Source organism: Bradyrhizobium sp. ISRA464 (assembly GCF_029910095.1).
Taxonomy (GTDB): Bacteria; Pseudomonadota; Alphaproteobacteria; order Rhizobiales; family Xanthobacteraceae; genus Bradyrhizobium.
The window spans coordinates 6,887,790-6,900,247 of record NZ_CP094526.1 but is presented as its reverse complement, the minus strand read 5'-3'; the positions used below and the strand labels follow the sequence as shown (position 1 = coordinate 6,900,247).

General features: G+C 59.8%; 13 protein-coding genes. 12 read left to right on the top strand and 1 reads right to left on the bottom strand.

Features of this window, described 5'->3' with window-relative positions; genetic code table 11:
* The first annotated feature begins 194 nt into the window (after positions 1–194).
* The 4 genes from fixJ to MTX19_RS32030 all read left to right on the top strand — a co-directional run bounded on the left by fixJ (position 195) and on the right by MTX19_RS32030 (position 4,535).
* Entirely contained in the window at positions 195–800 is a 606-nt protein-coding gene (gene fixJ / locus MTX19_RS32045) for a response regulator FixJ (RefSeq protein ID WP_280980807.1), read from the top strand.
* 371 nt (positions 801–1,171) lie between these two features.
* Positions 1,172–1,513, top strand: a complete 342-nt coding sequence (locus MTX19_RS32040; RefSeq protein ID WP_280973487.1) for a hypothetical protein — start codon at positions 1,172–1,174, stop codon at positions 1,511–1,513.
* A 273-nt stretch (positions 1,514–1,786) separates the two neighbouring features.
* On the top strand, positions 1,787–3,076 hold the full coding sequence (locus MTX19_RS32035) for a pitrilysin family protein (RefSeq protein WP_280978241.1): 1,290 nt from the start codon (positions 1,787–1,789) through the stop codon (positions 3,074–3,076).
* 73 nt (positions 3,077–3,149) lie between these two features.
* The gene (locus tag MTX19_RS32030; RefSeq protein ID WP_280978240.1) at positions 3,150–4,535 is read left to right on the top strand and encodes a pitrilysin family protein; all 1,386 of its coding nucleotides are present in this window, start codon (positions 3,150–3,152) and stop codon (positions 4,533–4,535) included.
* Between the two features lie 368 nt (positions 4,536–4,903).
* Here the strand turns inward: MTX19_RS32030 and MTX19_RS32025 are convergent, their stop codons facing one another.
* Positions 4,904–5,485, bottom strand: a complete 582-nt coding sequence (locus MTX19_RS32025; protein ID WP_280980806.1) for a hypothetical protein — start codon at positions 5,483–5,485, stop codon at positions 4,904–4,906.
* A 664-nt stretch (positions 5,486–6,149) separates the two neighbouring features.
* On the opposite strand from MTX19_RS32025, the gene MTX19_RS32020 reads away from it, so the two are divergent.
* The 8 genes from MTX19_RS32020 (at position 6,150) to MTX19_RS31985 (ending at position 12,373) form a co-directional block, all read left to right on the top strand.
* Entirely contained in the window at positions 6,150–7,283 is a 1,134-nt protein-coding gene (locus MTX19_RS32020) for a hydrogenase small subunit (RefSeq protein ID WP_280973485.1), read from the top strand.
* Positions 7,264–9,054, top strand: a complete 1,791-nt coding sequence (locus MTX19_RS32015) for a nickel-dependent hydrogenase large subunit (RefSeq protein WP_280973484.1) — start codon at positions 7,264–7,266, stop codon at positions 9,052–9,054. The genes MTX19_RS32020 and MTX19_RS32015 overlap by 20 nt, the downstream gene beginning before the upstream one ends.
* Positions 9,055–9,060: 6 nt before the next feature.
* Positions 9,061–9,792, top strand: a complete 732-nt coding sequence (gene cybH, locus MTX19_RS32010; RefSeq protein WP_280973483.1) for a Ni/Fe-hydrogenase, b-type cytochrome subunit — start codon at positions 9,061–9,063, stop codon at positions 9,790–9,792.
* Positions 9,793–9,797: 5 nt separating this feature from the next.
* Complete coding sequence (locus tag MTX19_RS32005) at positions 9,798–10,382, top strand: HyaD/HybD family hydrogenase maturation endopeptidase (protein WP_280978239.1); 585 nt, start codon at positions 9,798–9,800, stop codon at positions 10,380–10,382.
* Between the two features lie 14 nt (positions 10,383–10,396).
* Positions 10,397–10,687: a HypC/HybG/HupF family hydrogenase formation chaperone gene (locus MTX19_RS32000; RefSeq protein WP_280973482.1), complete on the top strand. Its 291-nt coding sequence runs from the start codon at positions 10,397–10,399 to the stop codon at positions 10,685–10,687.
* Between the two features lie 188 nt (positions 10,688–10,875).
* Positions 10,876–11,241, top strand: a complete 366-nt coding sequence (locus tag MTX19_RS31995; RefSeq protein ID WP_280985642.1) for a hypothetical protein — start codon at positions 10,876–10,878, stop codon at positions 11,239–11,241.
* Between the two features lie 58 nt (positions 11,242–11,299).
* A complete protein-coding gene (locus tag MTX19_RS31990) occupies positions 11,300–12,163 on the top strand; it encodes a hydrogenase expression/formation protein (RefSeq protein WP_280985641.1) in 864 nt (287 codons plus the stop codon).
* Between the two features lie 48 nt (positions 12,164–12,211).
* Positions 12,212–12,373 (top strand): rubredoxin, encoded by a 162-nt coding sequence (locus MTX19_RS31985; protein ID WP_280973478.1) that lies wholly within the window; start codon positions 12,212–12,214, stop codon positions 12,371–12,373.
* Positions 12,374–12,458 lie beyond the last annotated feature (85 nt).

Below are 12,458 nucleotides of genomic sequence, written 5' to 3'. Positions count from 1 at the left end.
GTCTACTGAGACGTGCGCAGCCCCGCGCGGACGGTGGCTTCCAATCAGCAAACGCTGTAATGTAAATCAGGTGTAAGGCTTGCCGGCGTAGCATCTGACGGCGACCGGTATCGCCGCTCCCCAGAGTGGCTGGCGGCAGTCAGCCCGATACACGATTACGGAATCGGTGCCACCGCAAAGGGCGAACAAGGACCATGACTGCGCGACCAACAATTCTCGTGATCGACGATGATCCGGCGATGCGAGATTCGTTGACTTTCCTGCTGGAGGTGAACGGCTTCGCCGTGGCTGCGTATGAGAGTGCGATCGAGTTTCTCGATCATTTTGCGGATGGTCAGTCCAGTTGCATAATATCTGATATTCGCATGCCTGGCATGACGGGGCTTGAACTGGTCCGCAAGCTGAAGTCCGACCGCGCCAGTAGTCCTGTCATTCTGATGACTGGTCACGGAGATGTGGCACTCGCGGTGGAGGCAATGAAGGCCGGAGCAGCGGACTTCATCGAAAAGCCGTTCGATGACGAAGTGCTTCTGCGTGCGATCCGTGACGCCTTGGAGTCGCCGCCGAAAGTTACCGATAATAGCGTAAAGCTGCAGGCTGAGGCTCGCCTGGCTGACTTGTCACCACGCGAGCGTGACGTTTTGCAGGGACTGCTGACGGGCAAGATTAATAAGGTGATCGCCCACGAGCTGGGCATCAGCCCGCGCACGGTTGAGGTTTATCGTGCGAACTTGATGGCCAAGACGAACGCGCGGAACATGTCGGAGCTGATGAGGGTCGCGATCGCTGCAGGACTTTAGGGGCAACGGCAGAAAAGCATCGACCCGGTCTGCACCTGAAGAGTCGAGCCCCGCGCCGAGCGCCTTTGTCAAGCCTCGGCCAGAACCAGGCGAGGCGGCAACAATAGCGGTTTTCAAGTGGCTGCCGCCGTCTCCCCAGCGTAACCTACCCCATAATCATAGCGGCGAGGAGTTGCGGCGCTGGAATATACCTAGCGCACACGACAACGAAGCTGCGCTGGCGCAGGAACTCGTCTCATACAAAAGCAACAAGTCGACGGAGGCCACCGATCGGTTGATCTATTTTGTCGAGACCTTGAGGTTCAGCGCAACACCAACAAGCGCGCGTTGAGTTCTGCCTTGCCAAGGCCAGTTAGCGCCTGCGCGGCCCGTTGATCGATCGCCAGCAGAAGAGCGTCGCCCGCATGTTCAAGCAAGACATTGATCTGTATGTGGAATATGACCGCTCGGCGTTTGAAAACAATTGTTGTTCATCCGAAATCCGATGGCTGCCGGTGACGCCTGAGGCATTTCATAATGTCCGGGCGGACGAAGAGCGCCGCAGCGACGGCTTCACCCGCATCGTTAAGCTTGTCGCGAGTCGATGCGGAAAAGAGAAGTTGCCATCCTGCCGGTTGGCGTGCGCTTTCGTGCGCAATGTCGTGTTCACGACATCTCGGCGATTGACCGGTGGCCAGACTGTGCGCGCCGCGTTTTGTTTTGGGTCCAATTGACCGCGCAGCGTGCCCGTGCGCGACGCCGTCGGCGATTGGCCCGGTCTTTGCTCTGTTGCTTTCCAGTCATGTGCGGCTATCCGCTTTGTCGGGACTTCCGCTACAGATCGTGGATTTCTATGAGACGAAAGGCGACGCGTGAACTTGAGTTCTTTGACGAATAAGGTGCTCGGCACCGGCCCTGGCGCGACATGCACAGCGCCGGCGGTCGAATGCGGGGCCGATGATGGCCGGAATAGTGGCGTCCGATACGTTTCAGGGAGCCTCCCCGTCCTGAACACTGCCACCTCGGATCGACCAGCGAGCTTCACGCTTCACAACGGCCTACAGGTAGTGGTGATTCCGGATCATCGCACCCCCGTTGTGACCCAGATGATCTGGTATAAGGTCGGCTCTGCCGACGAGCCGCCAGGCAAATCGGGGCTCGCGCACTTCCTCGAACACCTGATGTTCAAGGGTACGGCCAAACATACTGCGGATGAATTCGTCCGGGCTGTGCTGCGAGCCGGCGGCACCCACAACGCCTTCACTGGGGTCGACTATACCAGCTATTTCCAGCAGGTGCCGCGCGAGAAGCTCGGCCAGATGATGGAATTTGAAGCCGACCGCATGACCGGCCTCATTCTCGAAGATAAGAACGTGCTGGCCGAGCGCGACGTCGTATTGGAGGAATTCAATATGCGCATCGCCAACAAGCCGGATGCGCAGCTCGCCACGCAGATGATGGCAGCGCTTTACCTTAACCATCCCTACGGCCGGCCTGTGATCGGCTGGCGCCAGGAAATCGAACAGCTCGACTACAAAGACGCGCTCGCCTTCTATAAGCGCTTTTACGCGCCGAACAACGCCATACTTATCATCGCCGGTGACGTCGAGGCCAACGAGATCCATCCGATGGTGGAGCAGCATTTTGGTGACATTCCCCCGCAACCATCGATCCCTGCGAAACGGGTGCGACCGCAGGAGCCGACGCCGGCCGCGCCGCGTACAGTGATGCTGGCCGATGCCCGCGTCAGGCAGCCGGCCTTGGGCCGCTGTTACCTCGTGCCATCGGCTTACACAGCCTCCTCCGGCGAGAGTCCGGCGCTTGATGTGCTCGCGCGATTGATCGGCGGCGGCGTCAACTCCTATCTCTATCGGGCGCTGGTCATCGACAAGCAACTCGCGATCAGCGCCGGAGCGAGCTACCCTCGTAGCTCGCTCGATCATTCGCACTTCATGATTTTTGCCACACCGAAACCCGGTGTCGGGTTCGCTCAGATTGAGCGCGCCGTCGATGAGGTGATCGCCGATGTTGCGCATAATCGCGCGCGCGAGGAGGATCTTCAACGAGTCAAGACGCAGTTGATGGCGCAAGCAATCTACGGTCAGGACGATCAGGAAGTACTTGCGACTTGGTATGGCCGCGGGCTCACGACGGGACTGAGCATCGACGATATCCGAGGTTGGCCGGACGGCGTCCGCGCAGTCGGCGCCCAGCAGGTGCGCGAAGCCGCGCGGAAATGGCTCAACAAAAAACGCTCGGTGACCGGCTATCTCACCCAAGAGTCAATGCCGAGGTAGAGGAGAACCGATCATGACGTATTCCTTCACACGGCGGGACGTCCTCCTCGGCGGCGCCTCGCTTTCCGTCGCGATGCTCGCCTCGCCACCTTCGCTTTCCGCAGCCAAGGCGCTTGCCGCAATCAAGATCCAGCGGCTGGTCTCGGCGTGCGGTATAGAAGCCTGGTTCGTGCAGGACGCCACTGTCCCGTTGATCGCGATGCAGTTTGCTTTCGGCGGCGGCGGGACCCAGGACCCCGCCGACAAACCAGGCGTCGGGCGCATGGTTGCGGGCCTGCTCGACGAAGGCTCCGGTGATCTAGACTCCAAAGCCTTTCATGAGCGGATCGACCGTCGCGCCATCGAGCTGAGCTTTGAAACGACTCAAGACGAATTGCGCGGCGCCTTGCGCACGCTCGAGGGCGATAGGGAGGAGGCCTTCGACCTGTTACGGATGGCGCTAATCTCGCCACGTTTCGACGCGGTCGATGTCGAACGGATCCGTGCCAGCGTGCTTGGGCGCCTTCGGCATGACTCGACCGATCCTTCGTCGCTCGCCAACCGCAAGTTCTTCGAAGTCGCCTTTCACGATCATCCCTATGCTCGCCCGACTGGAGGCACACTCGAGAGCGTGCCGAAGATCGAGATCGCAGATCTTAAGGACTATGTCCGACGGGTGATCGCAAGAGACACGCTCAAGATCGCGGCCGTCGGCGACGTTGAGCCGGAGACCCTTTGCAAACTGCTCGATAAGACCTTTGGCGGCCTGCCGGCCAAGGCGGATTTGAAGCTGATTCCCGACGTGATCGCAGCAAAGCCGCCACAGCAGGTCTTTATCCCGCTCGATGTGCCGCAAACAGTTGTGACTTTCGGCGGACCCGGCGTCCGCCGCAGCGAGCCCGATTTCATGGCGGCCTATGTCGTCAACCACATCCTGGGCGGCGGGGATCTGTCGTCGCGGCTGTTCCGCGAAGTACGCGAGAAGCGGGGGCTGGCCTATTTTGCCAGCGAGCGATTGGCGTGGATGGATCATTCCGCCGTGTTCGTCGGCCATAGCGGCACCCGCACCGTTCGCGCCGATGATACCGTCGAAGAGATCGCGAGGCAGGTCCGCCAAATTGCCAAGGAAGGACCGACCCAACAAGAACTCGATGATGCAAAGTCTTACCTGAAGGGCTCGCAGATGCTGGCTCTCAACACATCATCAAAGCTTGCGCGAACGCTGCTGCAGCATCAGCTCGACAGGTTGCCGATCGACTATATCGAAAACCACAACGCAATTGTGGATGCGGTGACATTGGAGGATGCCAAGAGAGCGGCAGAGCGGCTCTGGGGCCAGGGTCTGCTCACCATCACGGTCGGTCGTCCCCCACAGGGCGCAGGCCAAGCGACCACCGCGCCATCGGCTGCGACGCCCCCGCCAAGCGCCGAGCAGCCAGGCGCAACGCCATCCCCGACGATACCGGGCAGACCGAATTAGCCGTCAGGCAACCGGCGCGTGGGCGCGAGCCTCGCGTGCTACCGTCCTCCTTGCGGTCGAGAGCCAGAAAGTGGGGGCCGCGGGCGCAAGATCGAGCTCAAACTGTTGGTCCGGCGGCTAAGCCACCAAAGACGGCCGCCGCGCGAGCGAGATCGTTTGCGGACAGACGATGATGCGCTTGCACACGAAAGCGATTGGTCAGGCTTGATTGCGAACCAATCGCCCCTCGCTAAAGTCAGGTGGCTGCATCGCGAATCCGCAAAAGAAATGGCCTCTGCAATGCAGAGGCCATGGCGTGCGATTTCCGAACCTCAACTATAACCGCGCGTAGCCAGATCGGTTCTGACGCAGCGCATTTGCCGGGCGCCTCACCCGGACCGTCTAAGCCTGACGAACCCTCCTTCGGTCAATTCCGCCTTGTATGTCCGACCGTCGATCGCGATGGTCGTTGGATTGTTGGCGGTAGGCATGAAACCCGTTTCGCGCAACTTCTCAATGAGGGCTGGCGGGGCCCACTGCTCCGGAAGCGGGAACCCACGCCGTCTGGCCTCTAGGATGAATGCTCCGAAATCCGGCAGCCCCGCGGGGCCGGTGCCGATCCGTTGATCCTCCGGAGGATTGTGGATGAGGCGAACGCCGTCAGACGGGCTCAACGCAGCCGTGTAGCGATGTCCCCTGATCTCGTAGGTCATCGTGGGTTGATCCGAGTCCGGCAGGAGACCCAGATGACCCAGTCTCTCGACCATTCGGCCCGGGGCGGCTTGGGAGCCCTGCGTAAATTTCTCGGGAACGGAGAATGAGACATCATATGCCGTCTCCTCCGGGGCGGCGGACGATGATGGTCCGGCTTCATTCATGATCTGATCGAATAGATCACGATCCTGTTGAGTCCAGGTGTAGGAGTGTGGGGATCCCGGGGATCCGCCGCCATCGATCGGATTGAAATCCATATGGCTTTCCTTCGGTTTTGAGAACACAGCCTCTCTTGCGGATCGGCCAGCGGCTATCCCAGATTCGTCATCAGTTCAGTCATCGGCCACGTCGGCATTGAGAAGCTGGATTCTCATGTTAGGGCGGTTAGCTTGCCAGAAGCTGACGAGGTTCGGCGAGAGAAGGCAGGCCGGCGGACGGCTTCTGGACGGCAAGACCCTGTCATGGCTGCTTTGGCCCACAAAAGGTGGCGAACGGCAAGCGAAAGCCGCCTCCTGCGAGCGATGTCAGATCGTGCTGACCGGTCGGCTTCCTCACGTCAACGTTTCAAATCGGACGCGCATGGCGCTAAGGGGATGGGTGGCGGATCACGGCTATCAACCTGCACGTTCATATGATGCGCCTCATTAGACTTCGCACCTAAGTCGCAATCGGTCCATCAATTGGGCATTAGGCGGCTCATGGCGTTCGGTCCCGTCGTGTAGGAGCTCGCGGGCTTGCACGAGAATTGCCATCCAGCTTGCGGTTGCCGGAAGAGCGGTTCGACAGCAGCTCGCCAATCCTTGCCATAAATCGCAAATCGCCTGCTATCTGTCAGACTGTCCATGACTTCTTGGCCTGCTTCTTGCTGTCCTGCATGTCAGCAATTTGTTGCGGCCGATAACCGATCACAGGGAAGGGATTATGGGTGATGCTACGGACACGTTTTACAGCGTGATCAGACGTCAGGGTATCACGCGTCGCAGTTTCTACAAATTCTGTAGCTTGACCGCAGCGACTCTTGGGCTCGGTTCACCTGGAGCAGGCCGTATCGCCGAAGCGCTGGAGACGAAGCCGCGTGTGCCCGTGATCTGGATGCACGGTCTCGAATGCACCTGTTGCTCGGAAAGCTTTATCCGCTCGGCCCACCCATTGGTCAAAGACGTCGTGCTGTCGATGATTTCACTCGATTATGACGACACAATCATGGCTGCGGCTGGACATCAAGCCGAAGCCATTCTCGAGGAGACCCGCGCCAAACACGAGAACCAATATGTGCTCGCCGTCGAAGGCAATCCGCCGCTGAATGAGGGCGGCATGTTCTGCATTGATGGTGGCAGGCCCTTCGTTGAAAAGCTGAAGTGGATGGCCGAAGCCTCGAAGGTGGTCATCGCCTGGGGCTCTTGCGCGTCCTGGGGTTGCGTGCAGGCGGCCAAGCCCAACCCGACTAACGCGACGCCGATCGACAAGGTGATCACGAACAAGCCGATCATCAAGGTGCCCGGCTGCCCGCCGGTCGCCGAAGTCATGACCGGCGTGCTGACGTTCATCACCACTTTCGGAAGGTTGCCTGAGCTCGACCGCCAGGGGCGTCCAAGGATGTTCTACTCTCAGCGCATTCACGACAAGTGCTATCGGCGATCCCATTTCGATGCTGGCCAATTCGTCGAGGAGTGGGACGATGAGGCTGCGCGCAAGGGTTATTGCCTCTACAAGATGGGTTGCAAGGGGCCGACCACCTACAACGCCTGCTCGGCCGTACGCTGGAACGGAGGAATTTCCTTTCCGATCCAATCCGGCCACGGCTGCCTCGGTTGCTCCGAGGACGGCTTCTGGGACCAGGGCTCGTTTTACGACCGACTTACAACCATCAAGCAATTCGGCATTGAGAAGAGCGCCGATCAGATCGGGATGGCCGCCGCCAGCGCAGTCGGCGTAGCCGTTGCGGCGCATGCAGCGGTCACGGCCGCGAAGTGGCTGACCCGTGAACGGCAGGGTGCAGCCGAGGAAAATGATCGAGTGCCCGGGAAGGACAACGATGGACGCCGAGACCACTAACAAGTTCAAGCTCGATGGGGCCGGAAAGCGTATTGTTGTCGATCCGCTGACCCGGATCGAGGGGCACCTTCGCGTCGAGGTCAACCTCGATTCCCACAATGTGATCTGCAACGCCGTCTCAAGCGGAACGATGTGGCGTGGCATCGAAACCATCCTCCGTGGGCGCGATCCGCGCGACGCCTGGGCGTTCACCGAACGGATTTGCGGTGTCTGTACCGGCGCCCATGCGCTCACCTCCGTGCGCGCCGTTGAAAATGCTCTCGGAATCACAATTCCGGACAATGCCAACTCGATCCGCAATATCATGCAGCTCTGTCTGCAGGTGCATGATCATCTGGTGCATTTTTATCATCTGCACGCGCTGGATTGGGTCGACGTCGTCGCCGCGCTGAAGGCCGACCCGAAGGTGACGTCGGTGTTCGCACAGTCGATCTCTCCCTGGCCACTTTCATCACCGGGATATTTTAAGGATCTGCAGATCAGGCTGACCAAATTCGTCGAATCAGGACAGCTCGGCCCGTTCAAAAATGCCTATTGGGGGCATCCGGCCTACAAGCTTCCGCCAGAAGCGGACTTAATGTGCGTAGCGCATTATTTGGAAGCGCTCGACTTTCAGAAGGAGATCGTCAAGATCCACGCCATCTACGGTGGCAAGAACCCGCATCCGAATTGGCTCGTCGGCGGCGTGCCATGCGCAATCAACGTTGATGGCACTGGCGCGGTGGGAGCGCTCAACATCGAGCGGCTCAATCTGGTCTCCTCGATCATCGACCGCTCGATCGAGTTTGTCGAACAAGTTTACCTACCCGACATCGCCGCGATTGGATCGTTCTACAAGGACTGGCTCTATGGAGGCGGGCTATCGGGTGTCAACGTGATGTCCTATGGCGACATTCCCGAAATCGTCAATGATTATTCGAGCAAAAGTCTGAAGCTGCCGCGCGGCGTTATTCTCAATGGCAATCTCAAGGAGGTTTTGCCCATCGACCACGCCGATCCCGACCAGATTCAGGAATACGTCGCGCACTCCTGGTATGAATATCCTGATGAATCGATCGGACTGCATCCTTGGGATGGCATAACCGAGCCGAATTTTCAGCTTGGGGGCAAGACCAAGGGCACCAGGACGGAGATCAAGGAACTCGACGAAGGCGGCAAGTATTCCTGGATCAAGGCGCCCCGCTGGCGGGGCAACGCCGTCGAGGTAGGTCCGCTTGCGCGATACATCATAGGTTATGCGCAGGGCAATCCCGAGTTCAAGGATCCGACCGAGAAGCTCCTCAAGGCCCTTGATCTTCCCGTCTCCGCGTTATTCTCCACGCTTGGCCGGACTGCGGCGCGCGCGCTTGAATGCCAGTGGGCGGCGCATCAGATGCGTTCTTTTCAGGACAAGTTGGTCGCTCGCATCACGGCGGGTGACACAGCAACCGCCAATGTCGGCAAGTGGAAGCCGGACTGCTGGCCGAAAGAGGCCAAGGGCTACGGCTTTAGCGAGGCGCCGCGCGGGGCGCTCGGGCACTGGATCAAAATCAAACAGAGCAAGATCGACAACTACCAATGTGTCGTGCCAACGACGTGGAACGGCTCGCCTCGTGATTCCAAGGGCAATATCGGCGCATTTGAAGCCTCTCTGATCAATACGCCGATGGCTGATCCCCAGAGGCCCCTGGAGATCTTGCGTACGATCCATTCCTTTGATCCATGCTTGGCGTGCTCGACGCACGTGATGGGGCAGGACGGGCAAGAAATGGCATTCGTCAAGGTTCGGTAGATGGTCATGCGGGACAAGACCGGGCAAGTTCCCACACCTCATATGGCCGTCGATGCCGAACAAGGTGATCGTAACATCGACCGAGCTGTCGTCGACGTCCATCAAGCGCCAGTACGTCTGTGGCATTGGATCAACGCGATGGCGATTTTAGTGCTGGGCAACACCGGCTACTTGATAGGGACGGGGACACCGGCCATGCCAGGAGAGGCAAGCGACAATTTCCTGTTCGGCTATATCCGCTTTGCGCACTTCGCCGCAGGCTATGTGCTGACCGTCGGCTTCTTGCTGCGGATCTACTGGGCGTTCTTGAGTGGCCCCAACGCCAGGCAAATCTTCTACGTGCCGCTCTGGCGTCGCTGCTTTTGGAGCGAGCTGTGGGATGCGATGCGCTGGTATGCCTTGCTTGAAGTTAAGCCGAAGAGGCATGTCGGCCACAATCCGCTAGCTCGGCTCGCGATGTTCTTCATGTTCACGCTGACGGTCGCGTTCATGATCGTCACCGGCCTTGCCCTTTACGCGCAGGGCTCCGGCAACGAAAGCTGGCAGTATAGCCTTTTTGGCTGGGTGTTCGCGATCTGGCCGAACGGTCAAGACGTCCGCACGTGGCACCATCTCGGCCTATGGATGGTTCTGACCTTTGCAATCGTTCACGTCTATGCCGTGATCCGGGAAGACATCATGTCGCGCCGGGGCGTCATATCCTCCATGATCTCGGGCCAGCGTGAATTCCGCGGTTGATGCTGATGGCGAAACCGACAAACACGAGACGGATCCTGGTGCTTGGCATCGGCAATATCCTATGGGCCGATGAGGGGTTCGGCGTGCGGGCCGTGGAAGAGTTTCATCGCCGGTATGTCGTCTCCGAAAACGTCACCATCCTCGAAGGCGGCACGCAAGGGCTCTACCTGGTCAATTTTCTCGGCGAGGCTGATTGTCTGATCGTGTTCGATGCCATCGACTATGGGTTCCGGCCCGGGCAGTTGGAGCTTGTGCGGGGCAGCGACGTGCCGAAATTCACCGCCGTCAAGAAGCTGAGCCTGCATCAGATCGGATTCCAGGAGGTCTTAAGTGCGGCAGTCCTGCTCGGCCGCTGCCCGCGAGAGCTCGCGCTGATCGGTTGTCAGCCATTGGATCTGGAGGATTGGGGCGGGCCGCTGACTGCTCCCGTGCGCGCTCAAATTACGCCGGCGATCGAACTGGCCTGCGAACTGCTCACGCAATGGGGGGCGCCGCCAAAACTGCGCACCAGGCCATTGCCGGCATCGGAGCGCTTGCTCGCAAACGATATCGACCATGCGAATTATGAGATGAAGGGGCGGCCGATGTAGCGGCGCAGACTATCATGTGCCTTGGCCTGCCAATGACGATCATCGAGACCGACGGCATGTGGGCGCTATGCGAGCGCGCCGATGAGCGGCGGCGCGTCTGTGTCATGCTGCTCTGCGAGCCGCCAGTTGGCGCGAAGGTGCTTGTTCACATCGATGCCGCAGTGCGGCTCCTGGATGACGATGAAGCGCGGTTGATCGCGCAGGCGCTCGATGGTCTCGATGCAGCCCTCAATGGCCACAACTGTGATCATTTCTTCGCGGATTTGATAGATCACGAGCCTCTGCTGCCTAAGCACCTCCGCTAGCACGCGACCGCCATCGGTCCTGTTCGCCAATTTCATGGAGAGCAACGCTCGAGCCGAAGACAAGCCTTGTGCGAAAGATGTCACACTGGTGATCCAGGCCGAGGGGCAATCGGTCGCAAGCAACGCTTGGCACGTGCCTTGCAAATACCTCATCCAGGAAAACCTTGAGACGGCCAGAAAAGAGATTGATGAAATTGCAAATTCGAAGGCATGGTTTGACGCGGCCTGGTCCGCCCGAGGTCGGCACGGCGTGCGCTGACGTGCGGTTCGCCTCCGCCGATCCAGTCGGTGCGATCGTGACGCCGCTGGCGGAGCGCGACTTAAGAGGTTGGCGAGAGGCGATCCACCTAGCGATTTCAATTCGTGAGCTGACACAGGCATTTCGGCGAAGCCTGTTCGGCGACGTCATCGCGCCGGCCGCTGAAAGCGAACTGGGGCGGAGCTTCCCCCTCGCATCGACGCTGATCCGTCGCCTTCGGGACGCGAAGGCGAGACCAGATCGTCAAGCCCCCGGCCTGGCCGGCCGATATCGATCACATCTCGAAACAGACTAGTCATTTCATCCATGCTCACCAGTATCATCTCTTCCCGCCTGTTGTGGAACGTCGCGTCATGAAGGCGGAGATCTGGGCCCGGCCCAAAGAGCCCAGTCTGCCGGTGAGTGCGGCTCGTGCCAGCGCGGACTGCCTCGGCGCAATCCATAGCCGTTTGACCACTGCTTGCGCGCTCGCCAAGCTCGCTTCGCTCGATGGCGCCGAGCTCACGAGGAGCTGTCCGAATGCCACCACGCTGTTGTCGAATGTCGCCGCCGCCGTTGCTGGCCAAAACTCCGGCATCTCGACCCAACTGTTCAGCCTCGGCCATCTCAGCGATCTTGAGCGCAAGCTGGTTGGCGACGTGCTTGGAAAGGGGGAGGTCACCGGCATCGTTGCGCTGCCCGATGGCTCGCTAGCACATATCCAGGAGACCGCGCTTGCAGGAATCTGGTGCTTGCGCTTCGGGACTGAGACGGCACACCAGTACATCGAGGTTGGCGCGATTCCGATGATCGTGCGACGGGCTGCGACAGATTTGACGTCGACCGATCTCATGATCTATGCGCCGCCGGATGGAGCGATGAATGTACGACCGGTGCTTGCAGAAATCCGCGAGCGGGCGCTGGCTTGGCGCGAGGGCATGCGCGCGCAGATCATCAATTTCACCCTGTTGCCGATGAGCCCGGTCGATAGGTCATTCCTGCAGCAGAGCGTTGGCAATGGTCCGATCCAGCTCATCTTGCGTGACTACAGCACCTGCCGCGTGCAGGCAACGGGCATCCGGAACGTCTGGTCGGTGCAGTTCTTCAATTCAGTAGACGACATCATCCTGGATACTTTGGAGGTCGGCGGCATTCCGGAGATTGCGCTGGCGGCCGCCGAGGATTTGGAGGATTCCGCCGAACGCCTGCACGAAATCATCGAGGCTTGCTCCAAATGACGAGCTTCGACAATTGTGACGGCCGGCAGGATATGTCGACCGGCGCGCATGGAGTGCGGCATCTGCCGGATTGTCGACGATCCGGCCGAAGACGACGGGACGGCGCAGATCGCGATAGCAACGCCTTTCGCCGCATTGTCCGAGAGTTGGCGTGGCCCAAATTGCGATGCGCCCAAATCCAACTCCATATCGATTGATGATGACCACTGACGTCGAGCAGTGTCTAGGCGGGGGCGTGCAGGCCGGTACCCCGGCGCGGGAGAAGATGCTCGCCGCGGTCTGTCGCGACAGCTGC